Raw genomic sequence first — 22,936 nt, forward strand, 5'->3', positions numbered from 1 at the left:
GCAAATCATAGACGAAAATTTCCGATTACTTTGCACAACATCGGAAAAAAGAAGTAACTGAAAATTATGATATGCACGATGATATGGGCGAGAAGTGGTTCTATGCAAGAGTGTCAACTTTCGAGCAACAAGAGGATAGGCAGGCGCTTCAGAAACAGTTAGATCGTGGAAAAAATGGGGGATGTGTACGCTTTTACTGGGATATCCAATCACGTAGTACAGAAGTGCGCGACGGACTGCAACAGTTGATCTGTGATTTAAAATTAACGTCTAAAGGTGCAGTTAGCGAACTACTTGTAACAAGAATTGACCGTATTGGCAGTTCGTCAAAACTATTTTATGGTCTTCTGGAGGTTTTAAGGAGCAAAGCGATTAAACTGGTGGCACTCGACCAAATGATAGATACCGAAAGTCTGGGAGGGGAACTGACGATCGATGTATTGCTGGCTGCTTCAAAGTTTGAGGTAAAAATGCTGTCTAGTCGTGTTGCCGCAGAACGGAAATTGCGAATGGTGCAGCGTAAAAGCCATAGGTTTGCACCTTTGGGGTGGAAAGTTAAGAGCGATCGGTATATCAAGGACGAAGCGTGGTGTGTGTCCCTGTTGGACGGGAAACGCAGTTTTAGAGCTTGGGAATTAGCCGCGTTTATTTTCCAGGTGTTCGAGCAGTGTGGTAGCGTGCGAAAAACCTGCAACAGTTTAAATGAGATGTTTGGTGTTGCTGGTAAGGTTTCTTCTCGATTACCAAAGGAAGGACATAAAAACTTTATAGATGCAAACAATTTAGAAACACTAGAGTATTCACCTAGCAAGAAGAAAAGTTATCAAAGGTATCCCTGGGCAAGTTTGCAGTGGAGTCCATCTGGTTTATTAAATTTCCTTGTAAATCCTGTCCATTGCGGGGGAACCCAATTTGATGTAACTAAGACTGGAGGGGCTGGTAGGAAGGTAAATCATTTTGATGATCGCTCTGTAAATTGGGATACCCATGAGGGGATTATTACCCGCGAGCAGCACGAACATATTAAGCGTATCATTCGAGGCAATGCCCAAAACCGATGGGCTGGTGATGAACGAGTTAACCCTTTTGCAAACTTGTTGAAATGTTCTCGGTGTGGTGGTTCTTTAACTCGAATGTCTGGACAGTTAAACAGAGGTGGACAACATGTCCATTATTTCCGATGTACTTATTTTCCCCTAGGTAGATGCGATGCTGCAAAGTCAATACGTAGCGATCGCCTGGATAATCAAATAGTTGATCTATTGATCCAAGAAGCCACACGCCTAGCTGGTATGGTGGATTTAGAGACAGACAAACAAGATGAACCAGCAGAAGTTAAAGAACTGCGGGAAACATTGTCTGGGTTAGAAAAAATGGCATACAATCTTTTTGTCGAAAAAGCGATGATGGAGATCCGCAACCAAATCGCCAGCATACTTAGCCTCCACGAAGCCAGCACAAAACGTAATTTAGTTGTGCGGGAAGAAATAACACGGATGTTCCGCGATCGTGATTTTTGGGATACCCGCACCCCAGAAGATAAAAAACGCATACTAACCAGACTGGTTCGTCGCATCGTTGTTGATACTGTCCGTGTCGTGAGAATTGAGTTTCTGTAGCTTCTTTGATTCTCGATTTTGTACCAGTTTGCGCCACTCTTCGAGTTGACGCATCCAAAATTCTTTGTCGGTTTCTACTTGCATGGGTTTGTTGACTCGTTATTGTAGAGTATTTTATTTAGTCAGCAACTTGGGAATGGTTTATGGCTTTTCGGCTTTGCGCGATCGCTACAGGGCAATAGATTAAAATCTGACGCGATACCTGCCCTTAGTAGATAAAATCGAGATGAGATGCAAGTCATTTTGGCTCTGTAGCTATCTCTATTCAGCTATAGGTACGGGAAAGCTGTTGACTTTCTGGGTTTTTAGAGGATTTTCAGAAAATTATTCATACTATTTTTTACACGAACTTTTATCGGCTAAAGAGCACCAAGTCAATAGCCGAGTTCACTACTATTTAGACTATTGATTTGGCTAAAACTTTCTGTTCCTGGTGATCCTTTTGGGTAAATTTGCTTGTGGTTTTAACAAAAGTTTTATCTTCGATAGAAATTTATAACTTTTAAATTTGAGAAAGCTAAGATTTTTAGAGATTTTCTTTCATACTATGAATCACTAAATACTATAAGGCTGGTGTAATTAAAAGTCGTGGTTATTAGCACTTTGTTGATGAATATTTTGCCAATAATTATCCCAATCTTCAGTCGTGGCATTTTCTAGTTTCCACCATTAACCAGATTGTTTAAGTCGCTCCTGAATAATGTAGTGGTCAGCGCTCTCAATCTCACCCGATCCAATTGCTAAATTAGCATCAATTGCAGCTTTATAATCAAATTTAGGACTTACATATTTACAGAAAAATGAAAATAGAGGGTATGTTTTTCACCGCTTACAGCTTGTTTTTCTGTTCCCCATCAAGCGATAGTACAGGAGACTTATCATTGGGTACAGTTTTTCGTTTGCATCAAGTACAAATTAGGGGAAACAACAGTTTACCCCCACATTATTCTTGTACTTAACTGGAACGAGAACCGTTATGGAGCATCAAGAGAAAGCCCTACTAAGAAATGCAAATTTAATAAGCTGTAATTTTTGATTAAAGTGCGAACGGTGCGTTATGCTCCGCTTACACACCCTGCTGTTACAATTTATTGAATCCACATTCCCAAGTAAGGACAGCCCCTAATTAATTTCTGGAGATCTCAGATAAAGTTGATATATTTACATTAAGTTGAGTTTCTAAGACACTTAGGGTGTGTTAGCGACAGCGTAACGCACCATTCATAAGGTTTTGGTGCGTTACGACGTTCCGTCTTTTCTTGGATGCCGCAAGGCTATACGCACCCTACAGTACCTAATTTTGTAAGTGCAAAGCACAGACTACGCCAACAAAAATCAAACCGGATTCCTATATTTACATTAAGTTGAGTTTCTAAGTACCTCGAACCAAGTTGAGTAGTTCACTGGTTTCCCATCGCTTCTAAACTGTACCAGTAAATACCCGCTCGGCTGGTCCTGACATATAAACTCTGCCATCGATTTCTGACCATTCGATTTCTAAACACCCTCCAGGAAGTTCTACAGTAGCAATGCGATCACACTTTCCTGTCAGCACACCTGCCACTAAGGAAGCACAGGCACCTGTACCACATGCTAAAGTTATACCAGCACCACGTTCCCATACCCGCATTTTCAAATAGTCGCGCTCTACCACTTGAATAAATTCGGTGTTAGTTTTTTTCGGAAATACTGGGTGTGTTTCAAATTGAGGACCAATTTCTGCCAACGCTAACGCGTCTACGTCATCCACAAAAGTAATACAGTGAGGATTCCCCATACTCACACAGGTGACTTGCCAAGTTTTCCCAGCAACTTCCAGGGTTTGTTCTACAACTTTTTCCTCAGCAGTCGCTAAAGTCGTAGGAATTTCCCCAGCTAACAAATGGGGTTCACCCATATCAACTCGAATTAATCCTTCCGGCATTAATTGGGGCGTTATTACCCCTGCTAAGGTATGAATACGGTATTTGTCACTAGTACGGTTTCCTCCCTCCAAATCGGCTAGGAACGCAGCTAAACAGCGAATTCCATTCCCACACATTTCTGGTTCTGAGCCATCGGAATTAAAAATCCGCATTGCGTAGTCAGTATCATTTTCTGCCGGGAGAGCAAAAATCACACCATCAGCACCTATTCCAAAATGGCGATCGCATAATTCAACCGCTTGTTGTGGAGTAACGATTGGGGTCTTGGTGGAACGATTATCTATCAATATGAAATCGTTGCCCAACCCGTGATACTTAGTAAATTTGATTGCCATTTTCAATTTTAATGAATTATATTTGTGTGATTTGTTACTTGTCATTGCCCTTGACTATCGACAAATGACCTATAAGAATCTTCACTCATAAATAATAAACTACCATGCTGACAGAATTTGACACCTCATTACCAAGCGTTCGCCAAGTCCAAAACCTGATTAAAGATACGGGTTTAGTGGAAATCAAGCTGCTAACAGGGGATGTCCTCACAGGGAAAATTCTTTGGCAAGATATCCAGTGTCTGATGTTAGCCGATGAAAGCGGTCAAAAAGTCACTATTTGGAAACATGCGATCGCATACCTGAAGCCGCAGGGTTAGTTAAAATTATAAAAATATAAAGTATGACTAGCTTATTGATCAAGTTTATTGGCTTGATTCTGTTCATCACAGGTATTTATTTTCTCGGTCAAAATATTATCTTTACGACTGGTTACTATTCCTACTTTTACCGTGGTTTGCCAGCGACTGGTTCAGTATTAGCATTGATGAGTGGTATCCTTTCTCTAGTGTTTTTCCGCCCACAAACAGGTAACTTGGGATGGATTTTGCTGGGCATTGGTATCGTATTAGTATTTTTAAGTGGTGGGGTTATCTTAAAACCAACTAGTTTGTGGAATTTTCTAGTTGCTTTTACGGCTTTAGCAGTGGGATATCAATTACTCAGTCGAGGTAGAATCAATTTCTAGGAGATTATAGCTGTTCTTAGTTGAGTTAACCACAGTTTGCTTAATGCCTTTGATATTAAGCACCGCCTTACCCAATCATATTGTAGCGACAAACGGCTGTTTGCCCTAATTTTGAGTTGGCTACTTATTATATCTAATGATAATAGTTGAAAATGTATAATTAACTCTATGATTGATTTGGTGAATTTACTGAAGTCACCCTTAGCTAATATGTATATTATGGAACTTGCTATCTGTATAAATTTATTATCTCATGCATTTACAGAAAGCTTGCAACTTGGAAGTTTTCTAGGGACAAATATGTCTTTTTAGACGTTTATCAATCATTGTTTGATAAGTATTGTAAGTCTATGAATAGCCTGAAAATTTAGGACTAATTCAATAGAATATTAATTTTTAAGTACACTCTGAAAATAAATTTTAGTAAGGCTTGAGATTTTTAAGTATGACAACATCCAATAAATTTGTGGTTTGTAAAGGTTCATCGGGGATGGGAAATCGAATTTTAGCTGCTTGTACTGCCGTTCTATATAGTCAAATTACAGGTCGTAATTTGATTATAGATTGGAGAGATGGCAGTTATTCAGAGGAGGGGCTAAATTCTTTTTTCTCGTTTTTTGACTATCCCGATGGAGCGCAAATAGAGGAACTAATAAAACCCGGTTCCGTTTATCCTAGCATGTGGTCTAATAATCTAAACAAATCCTTTGGTAGCTTAAAACAAGAACTAGGTATTTCCGATGAGTCAATATCCTTTGATGTCTCTAAAGCTGATTATAAAGAAGATATTTTAGTGTTTTGTTCTTATACACACAAAATTCATCAGATGAGAACTTTATTTAATGGTGAATTTGAACATTTAAAATCTTTAGACTACCGAGCTATTATCCAATTGATCTTAAATTCTAATTTTTCATTAAAAGACGATATCTATAGATCAATTGAAACATTTAAATCTACTAATTTTGGTTCTAAAACAGTTGGGGTTCATGTTAGATATACAGATATAAAGATACCTTTAGACAAACTGATTCAGGCTACTAAAAAAGTTATTCATAAAAACCATTCTGATTGTGTTTTCTTGTCTACTGATGCTCAGGAAGTCATCCAAATTTTTAAACAAGAATTTGATCGTGTTGTAATTACTCCAAAATGGTTTCCTCAGCCTGGAGAACGAATGCATCAAAATTGGAACTCTTGCCCTGATAGAATTAAAAATGGAGTAGAAGCTCTAACAGATCTTTATTTGCTAGCAGACTGTGATGATTTAGTCTTTTCTTCTGAATCTTCCTTTGGTTATGTTGCTTCAATTTTGAGTAAAGCCAAAAAAGATCATCTTCATGATGTGAAAATAGTCTCTTTGGTGGATAAGTTCAAAGCAAAAGCGAGAACTCTAATTTCTCAAAACTAAAGCCGACTAATAGACTAACTACTAAGGAACCCAAATTTAATAACCTGCAATTCTGATTGAACTTAGAGTGGTGCGTTACCTACCTTTACACTTTATTTAATCCATGTTCCTAGCTTAATTTTGCGAGGTTAACTTAAATTATTGATTAGGGTGATTGATCATTAATTAAACCTCTTCCATGATGAAACCCGGAGTTTTTTGAGGGGTTAAAATGCGTCATTGCGTAGCTTGCGTCTTCGTAAGAAAACAATCTCAAGGTCTTTATAGAAAACTACAGTTCTCAATATAGACGAGGTTTAAATCGAAAAAAAGTTGTAGAAATGATAAAATGATGAATAGTTATAAATAGTTGCAAAGATTTGCCGATTTCTCTTGATGATGTAGCCCTGCCCAAAGATTTTCCTCCACTTGTCTTAATAGCTTTTACTCGTCCTGACTTACTAAAAGAAGTCTTAATTGGATTGAGTCAGCAATCCTTACTTCCTAAAAAAATAATTGCTTTTATTGACGGTGCAAGGAATGCAAAGGATCAACCTTTAATCGAGCAATGCATCGTTTTGTTGAAAGATTTTTCTTTGACAATTCCTGTTGATATTGTTGCACGTCCAAATAACTTAGGTTGCGATCAAAATGTAATTATTGGCTTGACGGAAGTTTTATCTGCTTATGACTCCCTTGTTTACTTAGAAGATGATATTGTTCCAAATCGCCACTTCTATGATAGAGTGTGCCGATTATTAGAGGCATATCGTGAACATAAGCAGATATTCTCCATTAGTTCCTATGCAAGCTTTCCGGAAAAAATTTACAAGTCAATTGATACAGATTTTGAAGTATCTGACAGGGTTTTTGGCTGGGGATTTGGTATTTGGTCAGATCGTTGGCATGATATAGCCTTAATGGATCAACCTAAACAGTACAATCCGTTTGGTAGTTTTTATCAGATTCCAACAACCTTACAAACAAAGATGACTATGATTAATCAGTTTTGGTTAGAAAAAAATAATCAAACTGATTGGATGATTACGATGACACTTGCTGCTTTGTACAAAAATAGACTACACATCGTGCCAACCACTTCCTTTGTCCGTAATATTGGGTTTGGGCATCCGCAGGCTAAAACTTATAGTAAAGGACAAGAACCATCGTGGGTTAATTCTCGGTATGACGATTCTGCTTGTCCTAAATATTTGCCTGTATCATGTAGAGAGCTACCGAATATGCTTAAAGCTAGTTTAAAAGGAACAGAAGTAGTTAATCATTTATCATCTCAGGCTGGTTTATGGCTTAGTCCATTAGCAATGTTATACTTACTACGACAGTATCCTGATTTTAAAAGTGCAATTGCATTACTTAGACTCTTCATAAGCCGTATACCTAAGATGCTTCAGCGATTGCGTACTGGTTTGTCAATCTAAATTTCAGCTAAACAATATTGTATATTGCTTACGTTTTTAGACTGATAAAATTAGTTAAACCAGGTTTAACTTGAGTTGTATCTTCCTTCTTTGTAAGAGTGAAATAAAACCCAACAAATAATTTATATCGTTGGGTTATTGTCGGATTTATTTTGATAACTCTAGCTACACAACTTCAGTTTCTTCCACTTTTACAACAGGAATCCCCAAAGGAAATAAATTTACTGGTGCGAGGAAATCCCGCAATTCTTCAATTGCCTTTAAACTGCCACACAGTAATAATTGATCATGATTTTGTAAATCAGTATGATCTCCCGGCAACCGAATAAATCTTCCTTCACGACGCATTGATTGAATTTCGACGCAGAATTTTTGATGAATATCTAAATCAGCAATAGTTTTACCTATAACTGGACAACTTTGGGTAATTGTTACCCACTGACAAGCACGGTTTTCTCCGGGAACTGCCACCTTCCCTTGGGCAAATTCATTTAAAGCCGCTATTTCTCCGTTTGCACCAACAATTAACAGGTTGTCCCCTTCTTCCAACTTAGTTTTACCATCGGGATAATCTATTTCTTTACCGCTACTACGACGAATTGCCATTAAGCTAACACCTGTGAGATAACGCATATCAGCTTCTTCCAAAGTCATCCCCACTAAGGGAGAACTAGTTGGTAAAGTGTACCAGCGACGGTTTAAATCTTGGGTTACTTGCTGGAGATTCCGAGAAATCTCTATTTCGGTTTCTTCTGGACGCAAATCTAAGTAGTGCCTATCCCGTATTTCCTGCATTTGTTGCTGAATCAGGGTTGGTGATAATCCTGAGTCTCCTAGAAGGTGCGTTGCCATCTCTAAGCTAGCTTCAAATTCTGGTTGGACAACTTCGTGAGCACCTAATTGGTAGAATACTTCGATATTGCGATCGCTATTTGCCCGCACCACCACATCTAATTCCGGTAATAATTCCAATGCTCGCTTCAAAGTCAGTCTACTACTCATCGGATCTGGAAGTGCGATCGCCATTCCTTTTGCCGTTTGAACTCCTGCGGCTTCAAGAACATGAAAACTAACACAATTACCGTATATATACGGGACTTTTGCGTCTCGCAACTGCTGAATTCTTCTCTCTGACTGATCAATGACCACAATGGGTAAATTATGCAGTTGGAGTAATTTGACTAAATTTTTACCCACACGTCCGTAACCACAAATCACAATATGATCTTTTAGCGGTGTATCCTCAGCAATTTCTAAAGGTTTTCCATCACCACTAATGTAGGGTTTTAACCAGGGAATTGACTCCAACCAATCAAATACAATTGGTACTGAGCGCAGTAAAAATGGTGTCACAACTAAGGTGACTGCCGTTGTTCCCAAAATTATCAGATATATCTGGCGGGAAACTAACCCCATAACTTGCCCTTCGCTGGCAAGAACAAAGGAAAATTCTCCTATTTGTGCCAATCCTACCCCGGCAATAATTGCTGTCTTCAAGGGGTAGCCAAACAGCTTGACAATAGGTGTAATAATTATAAACTTGCCAATTAATACTAGTGCCACTAAACCGAGGATTAATTCTAGGTGATTCCACAAAAACACCGGATCAATTAACATCCCAATTGAGGCAAAAAACAGACTGGCAAAGATGTCTCTGACTGGTTCTACATAACTGAGGGTTTGATCGGCATATTCCACCTCCGAGATCATTAATCCAGCCACAAATGCCCCCATCTCGATGGATAAACCGAGATACTCAGTTAGTAGGGCAATGCTCAAACACAGTACCACCACCCCCAACAGAAATAACTCCCGGCTTTCGGTTTTTGCTAATGTCCGCAACAAAGGTGGAATCAACCACTTACCTGTAATTACTGCCCCCGCAGCAAATAAGCTAATCTTTACCAATGCCATCAACACCGCAACACCAATTTGATCGATGGGTTTATCAAGGGCTGGTAATACCGCCAACATTAACCCCAAAGCCAAGTCCTGTACCACCAAGATGCCCAGTAAAACCTGCCCGTGGGGTGTTTCAGTCTCGTTGCGTTCCATGAGGCATTTGAGGACAACAGCGGTGGAAGATAAAGATAAAATCGATCCCAAAAATACACCCTTGGCAGGTAAAGCACCCCAAGCACCTGTGACACCACAAACTAATACCGTCACAAGGATTGTCAGAATGATTTGGGCTGCCCCACCACCCAGGGCAACCCCCCGAACTTTTTTGATTTCCGAAAAAGAAAACTCCACACCCAGGGCAAATAATAAAAAGGCAACCCCAAACTGTGCCAAAGTTTCAACTTGAATTAATTCTTTTATCAGTCCCAGTCCGGTTGGTCCTACCACCACACCGCCGATGATATATCCCAACAACACAGGTTGTTTTAAAAGTGAAGCTAATAACCCGCCGCAAGCCGCAACGGCGAGAACAGATACTAAATCAAGGATTAATCTAAAATCTTCCTGCACAGTTTTTTTAAAGAACTATTAAGACCTATTAACTTCAGCATACAAAGTTTTATAAATCTGTGGGAGTCTTTAGCCAAACTACCGCTGCTAATTTTCATAATTTGGGAGCCGTGAAGTGGAAGGAAACATGGCTCAGAGCTACACCCCCTCCTTCTTCTTGACTTCATTCGATTCATTATGTTAGGTTCAATCAGACCAATTGGTCGGAAAATTCAGATGTCTAAAGGCGAAGAAACCAAAGAAAAAATCATCAAGCAAGCAGCCGAACTGTTTAACCAGCACGGATATGCTGGTTCGTCTATTTCGGATATCATGCGTGTCACCCAATTACAGAAAGGGGGAATTTACAACCACTTTAAGAGTAAAGATCAACTGGCAGTGGAAGCTTTTGATTATGCGATCGCTCTCATCAAGCAGCACTATAGAACAGCATGGAAAAATAAGCATCATGCAATTGAACGCTTAAAAGCCATTATTAACGCCTTCCGCGACTATACAGATAATCCTCCCATCCCAGGGGGCTGTCCTCTGTTAAATACCGCTATTGAAAGTGATGATGCTCACCCACTGTTACGGGAACGCGCTCAACAAGCGATGAATTCATGGCGGGATTTGTTTGGTTTAATTATCGCCAAAGGAATTCAAAGGGGTGAAATTCGCCCAAATGTTGACGCTGATGAAGTGGCAACTATTATTATTGCTACGCTGGAAGGTTCTGTAATGATGAGCAAATTATACGGAGACCCCATTCATATTGCCAGAGCGATTAATCACCTAAATCACTACCTCGAAACTAACCTTTAAAGTGACATCACAAATCCCAATATTTTCCATCGTCGTATTTTTTACAAATAAAAAGACCAATCGGTCTGAAATGTAATTAAAGTCAGCTATCAGGTGTATTCATTATTTACTTTTACCGTTTACTGTTCACCAAGAAGCGCAGTGGCAGGGAGCTTTATAGCAGGGGAGCAGAGCTACGTCATGCCGCTCTAACTGCGGCGGAGTAAAAGCTACATCTCAGTCTTCCCCTTTCTCCCTGCCTCTTTTGACTGTTCCCTGTCACCACCAATTACCAACCAGCAAATATCATGTTGAAATTCTACTACAATCCCATATCTCCAATGGCTCGGCGTGTTTGGATAGCCTTGCTAGAAAAGGGCATTCCCTTTGAAGGAATATTGCTAAATTTAGATGGCGATCAATTACAGCCTGAATATTTAGAGATTAACCCCTTTCATCACATTCCAGTTCTGGAAGATGAGGGTTTCCGCTTTATAGAATCCTTGGCAATTTTAGATTACTTGGAAGCTAAATATCCCACACCTGCAATGTTGCCCAACCAAGCCAATGCATTAGCAAAGGTGCGAATGGTACAAATGGTGACTTCCAATGAATTATTTTCAAAGATGATATCGTTGATTTATGAAAGAGAAGATTCATCGCAGGCTGTAAAAGCGAAGCAGCACATAGATAAAGTCTTAAAATTTTTCACAGATATTTTAGGGGAAAATTCTTACTTTGGTGGCAAACAAATCAGCTTAGGAGATATTGTTGCTGGTGATACGCTGGTTTTGTTGCCCCATCTAGGCATAGATATTACGTTTTATCCCACATTAGCAAAATTGTGCGATCGCTTAATGGAACGGGAGGTATGGCGCAAAACTGCACGCAGTACCCAGGAGGTTGAACAATTGAAGCGACGATTAAAAGTCTTGGTAAAAATGCGGATGCGTGAGATGAGTCGAGGAACTGGTGCTAACTAATTAATCCAAGCGATCGCACAGAAATTTTCACATTTCTCAACAACGTTGCATTTTTTCGAGATACCTAGATAATTATTGAAGAAGTTTATCTATATTTATCCCTCAGAAACACTTATCAACATGATGAAGTCGTTTCCTCTGGAAGCTAAGTTAGATATCTTTCGATAAAAATGATTAATCAATCTGATTTGAGTCACTCTGTGAAAAATTTACCTACTAGACTAGTACGACAATTTAAAAGCAAACTCAAAATCATCGGTTTTGTTGGGGGAATAGCAACTAGCTCAATTGTGGCTTTTGCTATACCTACAAAGGCTGCCATGCAGGTACAAATTACCCCAGCATCCCCCAGACTAGGGGATACTATTTCAGTGGTTGTAACTCCAGATAACCCCGTTAGTGAAGAAAATATTACTGTAACTAGCGGCACAGAAACTATTCCGGCTTATAAAATTGCTCCAAATAAATATCGAGCCTTTGTGGTGACAACGCCCTTAGAGAAAGCAGGTAAACGTACAATTAAAGTTACATCTGGGAACGAAACTAAAAACCTGTTAGTTCAAGTAGGCGATCGCACATTCCGTGTACAGCGGATAAATCTACCACCTGGTAAAGCTGGAGTTAGTGCCACAGAGTATGAACTCAAGCGGGCAGCAGAGTTGAAGGCAACTCGCACACCTCAAAAATTTTGGAATGGTCCATTTTTAAAACCCAATAATGGAGAAATTCGTACTGGTTATGGTGTTCGTCGCTACTATAATGGTAAATTTGCTAAGGACTACTACCATCGTGGTGTAGACTATGCAGGGGCACAAGGTTCTGCCGTTATTGCCCCCGCTGCTGGACGAGTTGTCCTAGTTGGCACTGTTTCTCAAGGTTTCCGAGTCCACGGAAATGTCATTGGCGTTGATCATGGACAAGGAGTAGTCAGTATATTCATGCATTTAAGTAAAATTTTTGTAAAAGAAGGTGATATAGTTCAACCCGGTCAAAAAATCGGTGCAGTTGGTACCACTGGTGCTTCCACTGGTCCACATCTTCACTGGGGTCTGTATGTCAATGGTAAAAGTATTGACCCAACAGCTTGGCGAAACATAGGATTTGAATAGTCAAGATGTTATCACACGCATTTTAACTACATGAATTGCGTGTATATTGTTTACAATTGTGCAAAATGTAGCAAAATAGATTCGATCGGTACTGTCCCTACCTGAGTTTGGATAGCATGAAAAATATAAGTGTTATGAGTATAGAAAAAATTGTCGAACAAGCTCTCCAGGATGGTTATCTAACACCAGTAATGGAAGCAGAAGTCGGGCGGATCTGTGATAATGCCTCAGAACTCTCTATTGAAGAGTACATGGCATTAGACCGCATGATGGGTGCCCTATTAACTGGCGAGGTAGTGGCAGTACCCCGCAAACAGTTTATTAATGTTATGGAAGAACTGGTATTGACGGAAACTATTGCCAGAATCGCCGAGATTGAAGCTACTAGCGAACGGACATTAGATGTGGGAGATATTGCGGCATATGCCCTCAACCGACTTCCACCCCTTTATGCCACAACTGAAGAAGGTGCTAGCTGGCAACGTCAACGTGCCAAAATTGAACTACAAGAGCTAATTGATCAGCAAGTTAGTGAAGCAATATCCCGTAACCTTGACCGACCAAATGATGGCAAAACTCCGATGTTAGGAAAAGGTACTGGTAATGAAGTTCTCAGACAAGTAAGTACGTTGCTTCAAACCTATGCTCACAGCTTTGAGCAGAAGGTTCAAGGTTAGCGGAAATGATCCAGATATATAACTAATTTTGGGGGTTTAAGTCCCCCGCCTGTAAAAGGAGCGGGTTTTTTTGTGATAAAATTTAGTGCGTTGCCTCCAAACAGCGATCGCATTTACATATGTAGGTCGGAGTTGAAAATTGTGATTAGGGCAAGGGAGTAGGCAGCAGGGGTAAGCGCAAACATTTGGGGTGGCGTGCCTCCTGTTAGGGTTTGTAAGAAGGGTTTAAAGCTAATTTAGGTTCTGTAACATATTTCTGCGCTTAAGATTTTAGCTTCTAACCTCAACAGATGTTCCCGTACTGACTTGCTCAAATAGCATCCGAACGTCAGCATTTCGCATTCGCAAGCAACCGTGAGAAACTGAATCTCCCACCAGTGATTCATCTGGTGTCCCATGAAAACCAATTTCCCCCTTATCGGCAGAAACTGACATAAATCCAATCCATCTGTCCCCTAATGGACTATCTGGACCTGGCGGAAAAACTTTACCTGTGATGGGATGTCTCCAAGCTGGGTGGAGTTCTTTGTGCATGACATTAAATTTGCCTACAGGAGTTTCCCAACCCTTCTTCCCAATACCTGTAGGGTAACTGGCAATTACTTGATCTGTATGGTACACATAAACACGGCGATCGCTTAAATCAACCACGACGTAATTTTGGTTCCGGACAACATTGCTTTGTGATGTTTGTTTTAAATTCGTTGTTCCTGAGTTACTCTCAATTGGTTGAGTTACGGATTTATTCGGTATTTGCAACAAACCTGGCAACTTATTAGAGACTGCCAACGGCTTTGTGAGATTTTTGTCAGTATTTTTTGTTTGGTTCGATATTGCTGGATTCATGGAGTTAGACGTATACCACTTCAACGAAAGAGACAAAAGTGCTGTACTAAAACACAGCAACATCACCACGCGCATGATTGAATTATTCCTTACTATCGCCATTGCTAATTCTCCTCCGACATCGCCTTAACACTGATATAACTATAATTTTTCCACCGAATAAGTGGAGGGGCAGGGAGCTTTCTTGAGCAAACCTGTCTCGGAGCCGTTGAGCGGAGGGGAACACGGGTATTAGAGCTACACCTTCTCCCTGCCCCCTTGCTCCCTACTCTCTACTGCCTGCCCCATCTACCTAGCTTGAAAATAAAAGTTCGATGGCTATCAAAATAGATACATTCACCTTTTATTTTCATCCGTCCTGGTGTACGTCAGTTCATGATGGCTACTTAATCTATAAATTACAGCAGTTTTCATCTATTTGAGCCACATTTTGATGCGGGGTAAAGCATATTCCTAAACCGCTACGTGTAGTCTATTTACCTGGAAATGGCTGCAATTTGCTTTTCTCATAGTAAAAAAAATATCAAAAAAATACAAATTCTTATAGCTTATTTCATAAATATACTGAATCTTACGGGCACACTAGGACTATGCCTAGGGAACCATGGGTAAACTCCCGAAAATTCAAAATAAAAATAATCAACTCCTGGAACTTTATCACCCTAGCTGTCAATCATTAATGATGTGGTGGGAGAAAGACTATGTTTGAAAAATTATTTCTAGCGATCGCAATTACATTTTCCTTGAATCTGTGTTTACACGTCCGTGAACCCAGTACAGTCAATGCCGATATGAATGAAAAGCAAAAAATTGATTTGCTGCCAGCTACCGTGGTAAAAATCTTTCAAAATTAGAGGTGAATGACACTTTGGTTTCTCATAAAACACATAGATGGGGCAGGATTATAATATCCTGCCCCATCTCACTAATTATTCATTTTTTGGTGTTGCTGGTTTGATATATGGAAATGATTTTTTTGAATTCATGCCGCAATTCAGCAACGCTCATTTTTTTTATAGTGGTTTTAATCTAAGAAACCCATCAAAGCTGGAGAATCATCAACTTCATTGGATGCAACTGGACGATTACCCATAACCGAGTAACTGTCAGAAATGACTAAACCACTAGAGGCTATGGGGCGAATACCTGATAAGTTGATGCTGTCAACCACATGAATCAAGTTAGCCCCGATTGGACGTACTCCCATTGCATCAATTGTTTCCACTACTTCAAAAGTACTAACTCCTATTGGACGTACTCCTGAGATTGTGACAGTTCCGGCAAATTCCAGGTTGCTAGCTCCAATTGGACGTTCAGTGAGTGCTGATGACTGACGAACTAGAAGCTTAGTATTATCTTTCTTGGTCGATTCTTTAGTTGATTCTGATGGCACTGGCATATCCTTTAATTTCTCGGTTTTTTCTTGTTGTGTGATTCTGCTGTCTGCACTATCTGGACTTTGATCTTGCTTATTTTCAACTTCCACTGTTGTTTCCCCCTTGGGCTTGGCACGTCGCGGACGAGGACTGGTTGCATTGCCAGTGCTACTCATGCTCATAACCCCATACCTCTATTTGTTAAACTAATTTTACAATACTTAGGAGAACTAAAATTTTTTCCTATATATTTCTAGTCTAACTTTAAAAAAGCTTACATAGTCATAATTATTTTCATAATTAATATATAAGTAAATCTTAATTAAAGACGGATTTTCAATTGTTTACAAAAATTTATGTTTAGATTCAGATAATTTCAAGGATTTACAGACTGATTTTTAAGATTTGTATTAACGATGTTCAAGTTTCCGATACTATTAAATAGGGTATCTTTAGTACATTTGTATGTCAGAGTTTCAACTTCAAGCACCCTTTCAACCAACAGGCGATCAACCGAATGCGATCGCACAACTGACCAAAAGCATTATTGCTGGGAATCAGTACCAAACGTTGTTGGGGGCTACAGGTACAGGGAAAACCTTTACCATCGCCAGTGTAATTGAAAAAGTCGGCAAACCGACGTTAGTTTTGGCACACAACAAAACCTTAGCGGCACAACTTTGTAATGAGTTGCGGGATTTCTTTCCAGAAAACGCGGTGGAGTATTTCGTCAGTTATTACGACTACTATCAACCGGAAGCTTATATTCCCGTTACCGACACCTATATTGAGAAGACAGCATCCATCAACGAAGAGATTGATATGCTGCGTCACTCAGCCACGCGATCGCTATTTGAGCGCAGCGACGTAATTGTGGTAGCCTCCATTAGCTGCATCTACGGTTTGGGGATGCCTTCAGAATATCTCAAAGCGGCTATTCCTTTCCGTGTGGGGATGGAAATAGATCAGCGGGAAGTCCTCAAAAGCTTGGTTTCGGTACAATACAGCCGAAATGACATCGAGATGGGACGGGGTAAATTTCGGGTACGGGGTGATGTTTTAGAAATTGGACCTGCATACGAAGATAGAATTGTCAGGATTGAGTTTTTTGGGGATGAAATCGACGCAATTCGCTATGTTGATCCGGTGACAGGGGAAATTCTTCAAAGTTTGAAAGCTTTGAATCTATATCCAGCGCGTCACTTTGTGACTCCTGAAGAACGTTTGGAAGTTGCTTGCCAAGATATTGCAGCGGAATTGAAGGAACAAAAAGCACTTTTGGAATCCCAAAGTAAACTCCTAGAAGCGCAACGTATTGATCAACGTACCCGTTATGATTTGGAAATGTTGCGGGAAGTTGGTTATTGCAACGGTGTGGAAAATTATTCCCGTCACTTAGCAGGAAGACAACCGGGAGAATCCCCCGAATGTTTAATTGATTATTTTCCTGAAGATTGGTTATTGGTAATAGATGAATCCCATGTAACCGTTCCCCAAATTCGGGGAATGTATAACGGCGATCAAGCTAGAAAAAAAGTCTTAATTGATCACGGTTTTCGGCTTCCGAGTGCCGCTGATAATCGTCCTTTGAAAGCCGAAGAATTTTGGACTAAAAACCATCAATGTGTATTTGTTTCTGCCACACCAGGAAATTGGGAAATAGAGATTTCTCAAGATCATATTGCTGAACAAATTATCCGTCCCACAGGAGTAATTGATCCGGAAATTTCTGTGCGTCCTACTGATGGACAAATTGATGATTTGTTGGGAGAAATTAAGGACAGAGTAGATTTAAATGAAAGGGTTTTAATTACCACTCTCACAAAGCGGATGGCAGAGGATTTAACTGAATATTTGCAAAATAACGGGATTCGAGTTAGATATCTACATTCAGAAATTAATTCCATTGAAAGAATTGAAATTATTCAGGATTTACGTGATGGAAAATTTGATGTTTTAGTTGGTGTGAACCTACTTCGGGAGGGTTTAGACTTGCCGGAGGTGTCACTGGTGGCAATATTAGATGCAGATAAAGAAGGCTTTCTGCGCGCAGAGCGATCGCTTATTCAAACCATCGGCAGAGCAGCAAGGCATGTTCGTGGAAAGGCAATTATGTATGCTAATAAAATGACAGATAGCATGATTAAAGCCATCGAAGAAACCGAAAGACGGCGGAATATTCAAATTGCCCACAATAAGCTACACAATATTACTCCAACATCTGTAATTAAGAAGAAATCCAGTAATGCAATTTTGTCATTTTTAGAAGTTTCTCGGCGCTTAAGTACAACTGAGTTAGAACAGGTTGTGGAAAATTTGGATGAGATTCCCTTGGAGACTATTCCTAATTTGGTGACGCAGTTAGAAGCACAGATGAAGGAAGCAGCGAAGAAATTAGAATTTGAAGAAGCCGGGAAATTTAGGGATAGGATTAAATTGTTGAGGGATAAATTATTAGGTCGTTAGTTGAATTATTTAAATTATATGAATAGAGAAGTAAATAACGAGATGGAAGATTAATTACCTCCTGAGTATGACTTTTCCCAATTTGAGGTAAGAGTTAGAGGTAAATATGTTGAGTGTTATCGGAAAGATAATCGCTTAATCCTTGATCCGATTCGTCCAACTTCTCTGTTTTCCCTACTAACTACGTCGCAAGAACATACTAGTAGTCTGTCAAGATAAAAATGATGGTTGTAGAGACGTAGCATTGCTACGTCTCTACGGGATTCTGGATGTGTACATACCCGTCAAAATAAAATTGACAGACTACTAGAGGCTTGCAGAATAAATGAGCAACGTAAAATCAAGAGTTTAAGGCTGAGAGCTTAATACATATTATAAGTGTTTACACGTAGAATATATTTATATAGTATGTTACGAGGTATACTTTAATTTTTGTTGATATTATAATGAAAATGCTCAGAATGCTTTCTATTAAACAATTGCTTAGTATGACATTCAGAAAGTTTCTGCATAATAAATAGTTAGCTTCTCGTAAGGAGAAACCCAACATGAGTTTTATTCCGGAACTGTTAGCCATTAGAACCCTTACCCGCATTGCTGAAGATCCTCAAATCATCGGCAGAATCCTTGAGGAGTTGGGGGAAATGCCGAATATTTCCATGCCAACCATGGGTGGTCATATTTTCTGGACTGAAATAGCCAATGTGAATGGATGGCGTTTACAAAGAAACAAGGTATTTGGAAATTGTAGAATTCTCGATCCTAATGATGTTAGACGAGCTTGGGGTGGTGAAAATGCGATGCTCAAGGCTTTTGAAACTTTATAATCCATATTTAATATATTTTTCTTCTTTTTATGTTATTAATTCGTGTCTTTGCGCTAAATTAAGTTCGAGGAATTTTTAAAATGGATAAGAAAGTAAGTCTTTTTAATTGGAAACTCGATGGAGGAATTCTACACTATCGAGCTAATTTGAATTCTTCTTGGAAGCCTGTCATTTGGGATGAGCAAGCTAATACTCTAATGGAAGGACAGCATATGGGTGGAACAAGCATGGAAAATGGTCGCTTCATGCTTGTTGTAATAGGAGGTGATAGTAAACTGCTCTGGAGAATTGGAGAACCATCACCTTATTTTGCACCCGATGGCATTAAGTCATTAGAAAAGAATGAAGATCAAAATGCGGGTAAGTTTTTCTGGAATAATGGCACTACCATGGAAGCAAAGAGTATTACTTCAGTTGTTTTACTTGATGACGGAAAAGTAACTATTACGATTGTAGGTGGCGATGGAACTGGTCTGTATAGCCAGCAGGAACGACCAAACAGCACTAACTTTACAAAGTGGCAGAAGTTTTAGTGTTAAGTAGTCGTGGAGAACTAATTAGACAATATTATTGTCAATAGTAAGCAGTAATTATTTATATCTTCGTCACAAGAGTGGATTTCAGTATGAGTGAGCTGCATTAACAAGCGATCAGCCCAGCAGCATAACTACTTATTATACGGAATGCCTGCATATAATAATCACCTTCTATAAGTTACTTCAACTGAACTATTCTCTTATTTAGACGTTATTTAAATTCATAAAATTTAACCTCCCTCTAAATTTTGATTATGACTGAAGATTAACTGATAAAATTCAGGGGTGGTAGTGAGCAGTTTCCCATGGAATTTGAGTGGAACCCAGACAAAGCTGAGTCAAACTATAGAAAGCATGGTGTCTCTTTTGAGGAAGCGGCTACAGTATTCAAAGACTCGCTGTCTATCACCTTTCCCGATCCAAACCATTCAATTGGGGAGAATCGCTACGTTATTATTGGTATATCTAGATTTGGGCAACTTCTAATTATTGCTCATACTGACCGAGACGAAACGATACGGATTATCAGTGCCAGAAAAGCCACCAAAACAGAAAGGAGATTCTATGAACAGGAAAGTTAATAGCGAGATGGAAGATGAATTACTTCCTGAGTATGACTTTTCTCAACTTGAAGGAGGGGTCAGAGGCAAGTATGTTGAACGTTATCAAAAAAGCACAAATTTGGTTCTTCTAGAGCCGGATGTCGCACAAATGTTTCCTGATGCTCATGCCGTTAATGAGGCTTTAAGGCTTCTCCTGCGAGTTATGAATAGCAACCAGGCTCTTGTCACCCAAAGCCCTGGGAATATAGAGCTAGAGGCAACAGGTGAAAAGTGATCTTTAGGGAGTTTAATCATTGCGTTACCTACCCCTTGTACTATTTACTATCTTGCCAGGTATGCTGGGAATTGGAATATTTGGCTATTATGCTTTAGTAGATTGGAATGCTTTACAACAGGCTTATAATACCTTTGCAAGTGTTGTTCAAAGTAAATCTAATTTAGAAACTTTGTTTGTTGCAGAAGCACGGCAAAATATTCATCGAATTAACCTATTTGCTGATGGGGTATGGACACTTTTAAGTGCCATAATTGCATCAATAGGACTTCATGGTATTTGTACAATCAGAGGGAAAATTAAAAGAATAGGCAGTTAATTAAATGATTTCAATTATGACTATTTTGAGTTGAGATTAATTACACCTGTGATACTAGAAGTTGCCATTCTTGATGTTAAATCTGGTTTGACTAAGGAGTTTGAAGTTGCCTTCAAAACTGCTTCAGTTATTATTGCTTCCATGTCAGGCTACATTTCTCACGAACTACAAGTTTGCATAGAAAATCCTAACCGATATATTTTACTTGTACGCTGGCAAAAGTTAGAAGATCACACAATTGGATTTCGACAATCACCAGAGTATCAGCAGTGGCGCTCCCTGCTACATCATTTCTATGAACCTTTCCCAACGGTGGAACACTACCAAGTTGTGTTTGAGAAATAAATAAAATTAGATTTTTTGATGGAATTACGCCTTAATTTGGAAAGACGCGATCGCTAAAATAATCCAACCCGCAATAAATGCCACTCCACCAATGGGGGTAATTGCTCCCAAGATTTTAATATCTGTGAGGCTCAAAGCATACAAGCTACCGGAAAATATCAAAATACCAGCGATAAATAACCAGCCACTAATCACCAATAACAACGGAGGGGAGGGATTTTGGCTAATTAATAGAGCCACCACCAACAGAGCCAAAGCATGGTACATTTGGTAGCGTGTACCTACCTCGAACACTTCAAGCGATCGCTGACTGATTTGAGAGCGTAAAGCGTGGGAAGCAAATGCTCCAGCCATGACTGCTGAACCAGCAAAAACTGATGCTACGCTCAAGAAAATTTGAAACATAGATATATAAAATAAGTACTTTAGGTTTGTTTCCTGACTCTCTACACGTCAAAATAGTAAGATACAATCCCGTCTTCACTTACTTTAAAGTTAGCATTAAAATCTTTGGCACGTTCGTCCAAAAATTCCTTTGCTGTGTTAGCAGGTAACTCTGACTGCATCGCAAACCCTAGTAGGGTAACTCTACCATGGTTTTCTAACACCATTTGATAGAATAGAGACTGTAAGCGATCGCTTGTTTGTTTTTGTAGGGCTTTTTTCTCTTGCCTACTTTGACTATACAACCCAAAACTCATGTATCCACCTAAAAGCAACGTCGGGATACCAAATATCATCCCATTTCTGCTGGTTGTCTCCAGTAAATACAATGCATCTCGATTCTGAAAATCCCTAACTAGTCCCTCTTCATCTATAATTGGCGAAATTGGCTTTTGAATATTATTTTTTTCAATACTGGCAGATACTGATAGTGTGATAAACATAGAACCCAACACCATTAGCCAAGCAGCAGCTAGTTTTTCCGCAGTCTTCATACTCATACCCCAGATATGAACCTTGCTTGCGATTCTAACTTTACTTGCCTCAACATACCAGCGTAATTGATAGTTAGGAGTTTAGAAGTTGGTAAAGAAATGTTAGGAAGTCATTTCGACTTCGCTCAATGACTTCTAACTTCCCACCTTATTCCCTAATTTTTTGTAGCTTCCAAAATCCGTGAGAAATAAAAGCGAGTTTTTGTAAAGGCTCGACGTTGAACACTGAAGCCATTTTCCTGTAAAAACTGTATCACTTTCGCCTCACTGTGTAAGTATGCACGGGTTGTCTTACTTGCACCTGGAAAAAGACTACCAATCTTTTTCAGTAAAGTTAAAGCTAAGGTTTTTGGGGCGAAACTCAATATAATCCGTGATTCGGCGCGTGAACACAGATGTGATATCATTTGGGCGGCTTTATCTTCTGGATAATGAATCAACACATCCAAACAAATTACTGTATGGAATACTCCACCTAAAGTTTCCAAATCCTGGACTGCAAAGATGGGATTATTTTGGTTGCCAAATAGTTGTAAAGCCCTTTCTTTACCTTCCTCCACCATCTTCTCGGAAATATCGCTAGCGTAGACGCTTGCACCTGCTTCTGCGAGGGGAATACTCAAACTTCCCACACCACAACCAGCATCGCAGATAGATAAACCAGTTAAATTATCATCAGCTTTTAACCAAGCGATAACTGAATCTACAGTTTGCTGGTGTCCATTGCGGATGTCTAATTGCACCTTATTAACTTCACCATCGCCATAAATTCGCTTCCAACGATCAAAACCAATGGAGTTAAAATAGTCTTTGACAACACTTTTATCATCAGTTGCGTTCACTCTAACCAAATCTCCTTAATTAACTCCTGCAACAACAACTTACCATTGTTCACACTAACAAGCGATAGGGAAAAAAAGGTTCGTGCGTGACACCAAAAGCCTCATTTTTCGTTTCCAATTGATCTAAGTGTCACACAGCCTATGAAAAAAATGGGGAGCATCCTGTTTTGGAAGCAATACCCTA

At 39.5% G+C, this 22,936-nt stretch carries 24 protein-coding genes; 17 read left to right on the top strand and 7 right to left on the bottom strand.

Annotated features, from left to right (window positions below):
- Positions 1–71: 71 nt before the first annotated feature.
- Positions 72–1,619, top strand: a complete 1,548-nt coding sequence (xisF, locus tag CAL6303_RS02125) for a fdxN element excision recombinase XisF (protein ID WP_015196168.1) — start codon at positions 72–74, stop codon at positions 1,617–1,619.
- A 1,420-nt stretch (positions 1,620–3,039) separates the two neighbouring features.
- Here xisF and dapF read toward each other — a convergent pair.
- The gene (gene dapF, locus CAL6303_RS02130) at positions 3,040–3,879 is read right to left on the bottom strand and encodes a diaminopimelate epimerase (protein ID WP_015196170.1); all 840 of its coding nucleotides are present in this window, start codon (positions 3,877–3,879) and stop codon (positions 3,040–3,042) included.
- 104 nt (positions 3,880–3,983) lie between these two features.
- On the opposite strand from dapF, the gene CAL6303_RS02135 reads away from it, so the two are divergent.
- The 4 genes from CAL6303_RS02135 (at position 3,984) to CAL6303_RS02150 (ending at position 7,396) form a co-directional block, all read left to right on the top strand.
- Positions 3,984–4,199 (top strand): Hfq-related RNA-binding protein, encoded by a 216-nt coding sequence (locus CAL6303_RS02135; RefSeq protein ID WP_015196171.1) that lies wholly within the window; start codon positions 3,984–3,986, stop codon positions 4,197–4,199.
- Between the two features lie 23 nt (positions 4,200–4,222).
- Positions 4,223–4,567, top strand: a complete 345-nt coding sequence (locus tag CAL6303_RS02140) for a hypothetical protein (RefSeq protein WP_015196172.1) — start codon at positions 4,223–4,225, stop codon at positions 4,565–4,567.
- Positions 4,568–5,012: 445 nt separating this feature from the next.
- On the top strand, positions 5,013–5,978 hold the full coding sequence (locus CAL6303_RS02145; RefSeq protein WP_015196174.1) for a nodulation protein NodZ: 966 nt from the start codon (positions 5,013–5,015) through the stop codon (positions 5,976–5,978).
- Between the two features lie 359 nt (positions 5,979–6,337).
- Positions 6,338–7,396 (top strand): sugar transferase, encoded by a 1,059-nt coding sequence (locus CAL6303_RS02150; protein ID WP_015196175.1) that lies wholly within the window; start codon positions 6,338–6,340, stop codon positions 7,394–7,396.
- A gap of 165 nt (positions 7,397–7,561) precedes the next feature.
- On the opposite strand, the gene CAL6303_RS02155 is transcribed toward CAL6303_RS02150, so the two are convergent.
- Positions 7,562–9,868 (bottom strand): cation:proton antiporter, encoded by a 2,307-nt coding sequence (locus CAL6303_RS02155; protein WP_015196176.1) that lies wholly within the window; start codon positions 9,866–9,868, stop codon positions 7,562–7,564.
- A 216-nt stretch (positions 9,869–10,084) separates the two neighbouring features.
- On the opposite strand from CAL6303_RS02155, the gene CAL6303_RS02160 reads away from it, so the two are divergent.
- The 4 genes from CAL6303_RS02160 (at position 10,085) to CAL6303_RS02175 (ending at position 13,420) form a co-directional block, all read left to right on the top strand.
- Entirely contained in the window at positions 10,085–10,672 is a 588-nt protein-coding gene (locus tag CAL6303_RS02160) for a TetR/AcrR family transcriptional regulator (RefSeq protein WP_041740171.1), read from the top strand.
- Between the two features lie 287 nt (positions 10,673–10,959).
- Positions 10,960–11,634 carry a glutathione S-transferase family protein gene (locus CAL6303_RS02165; RefSeq protein WP_015196178.1) on the top strand — a complete coding sequence of 225 codons (675 nt, stop codon included), beginning with the start codon at positions 10,960–10,962 and terminating at the stop codon, positions 11,632–11,634.
- Positions 11,635–11,804: 170 nt separating this feature from the next.
- Entirely contained in the window at positions 11,805–12,743 is a 939-nt protein-coding gene (locus CAL6303_RS02170) for a M23 family metallopeptidase (RefSeq protein ID WP_015196179.1), read from the top strand.
- Between the two features lie 134 nt (positions 12,744–12,877).
- The gene (locus CAL6303_RS02175) at positions 12,878–13,420 is read left to right on the top strand and encodes a late competence development ComFB family protein (RefSeq protein ID WP_041738981.1); all 543 of its coding nucleotides are present in this window, start codon (positions 12,878–12,880) and stop codon (positions 13,418–13,420) included.
- Between the two features lie 270 nt (positions 13,421–13,690).
- On the opposite strand, the gene CAL6303_RS02180 is transcribed toward CAL6303_RS02175, so the two are convergent.
- Positions 13,691–14,368 carry a L,D-transpeptidase gene (locus CAL6303_RS02180; protein ID WP_015196181.1) on the bottom strand — a complete coding sequence of 226 codons (678 nt, stop codon included), beginning with the start codon at positions 14,366–14,368 and terminating at the stop codon, positions 13,691–13,693.
- A 599-nt stretch (positions 14,369–14,967) separates the two neighbouring features.
- Here CAL6303_RS02180 and CAL6303_RS30655 point away from each other — a divergent pair.
- On the top strand, positions 14,968–15,120 hold the full coding sequence (locus CAL6303_RS30655; RefSeq protein ID WP_015196182.1) for a hypothetical protein: 153 nt from the start codon (positions 14,968–14,970) through the stop codon (positions 15,118–15,120).
- 170 nt (positions 15,121–15,290) lie between these two features.
- Here CAL6303_RS30655 and CAL6303_RS02185 read toward each other — a convergent pair whose 3' ends face one another.
- Entirely contained in the window at positions 15,291–15,824 is a 534-nt protein-coding gene (locus CAL6303_RS02185) for a hypothetical protein (RefSeq protein ID WP_015196183.1), read from the bottom strand.
- A 283-nt stretch (positions 15,825–16,107) separates the two neighbouring features.
- Here CAL6303_RS02185 and uvrB point away from each other — a divergent pair, with 283 nt between their 5' ends.
- From uvrB to CAL6303_RS02220, 7 genes are all read left to right on the top strand, one after another.
- Complete coding sequence (gene uvrB / locus CAL6303_RS02190) at positions 16,108–18,108, top strand: excinuclease ABC subunit UvrB (protein ID WP_015196184.1); 2,001 nt, start codon at positions 16,108–16,110, stop codon at positions 18,106–18,108.
- Between the two features lie 548 nt (positions 18,109–18,656).
- A complete protein-coding gene (locus CAL6303_RS02195) occupies positions 18,657–18,935 on the top strand; it encodes a hypothetical protein (protein WP_015196185.1) in 279 nt (92 codons plus the stop codon).
- A gap of 80 nt (positions 18,936–19,015) precedes the next feature.
- Complete coding sequence (locus tag CAL6303_RS02200; protein WP_015196186.1) at positions 19,016–19,468, top strand: hypothetical protein; 453 nt, start codon at positions 19,016–19,018, stop codon at positions 19,466–19,468.
- A 308-nt stretch (positions 19,469–19,776) separates the two neighbouring features.
- Positions 19,777–20,052 (top strand): BrnT family toxin, encoded by a 276-nt coding sequence (locus CAL6303_RS02205; protein WP_015196187.1) that lies wholly within the window; start codon positions 19,777–19,779, stop codon positions 20,050–20,052.
- A complete protein-coding gene (locus CAL6303_RS02210) occupies positions 20,036–20,308 on the top strand; it encodes a hypothetical protein (RefSeq protein WP_015196188.1) in 273 nt (90 codons plus the stop codon). The genes CAL6303_RS02205 and CAL6303_RS02210 overlap by 17 nt, the downstream gene beginning before the upstream one ends.
- 19 nt (positions 20,309–20,327) lie before the next feature.
- A complete protein-coding gene (locus CAL6303_RS02215) occupies positions 20,328–20,627 on the top strand; it encodes a hypothetical protein (RefSeq protein ID WP_015196189.1) in 300 nt (99 codons plus the stop codon).
- 48 nt (positions 20,628–20,675) lie between these two features.
- Positions 20,676–20,972 carry an antibiotic biosynthesis monooxygenase family protein gene (locus CAL6303_RS02220; RefSeq protein ID WP_015196190.1) on the top strand — a complete coding sequence of 99 codons (297 nt, stop codon included), beginning with the start codon at positions 20,676–20,678 and terminating at the stop codon, positions 20,970–20,972.
- A 24-nt stretch (positions 20,973–20,996) separates the two neighbouring features.
- On the opposite strand, the gene CAL6303_RS02225 is transcribed toward CAL6303_RS02220, so the two are convergent.
- From CAL6303_RS02225 to bchM, 3 genes are all read right to left on the bottom strand, one after another.
- Positions 20,997–21,377, bottom strand: coding sequence for a DUF423 domain-containing protein (locus tag CAL6303_RS02225; protein WP_015196191.1), 381 nt, complete (start codon positions 21,375–21,377; stop codon positions 20,997–20,999).
- 41 nt (positions 21,378–21,418) lie between these two features.
- On the bottom strand, positions 21,419–21,910 hold the full coding sequence (locus tag CAL6303_RS02230; RefSeq protein ID WP_041738985.1) for a hypothetical protein: 492 nt from the start codon (positions 21,908–21,910) through the stop codon (positions 21,419–21,421).
- Between the two features lie 155 nt (positions 21,911–22,065).
- Positions 22,066–22,752 (bottom strand): magnesium protoporphyrin IX methyltransferase, encoded by a 687-nt coding sequence (bchM, locus tag CAL6303_RS02235; protein WP_015196193.1) that lies wholly within the window; start codon positions 22,750–22,752, stop codon positions 22,066–22,068.
- Positions 22,753–22,936: the final 184 nt, after the last annotated feature.

Source organism: Calothrix sp. PCC 6303 (assembly GCF_000317435.1).
Taxonomy (GTDB): Bacteria; Cyanobacteriota; Cyanobacteriia; order Cyanobacteriales; family Nostocaceae; genus PCC-6303.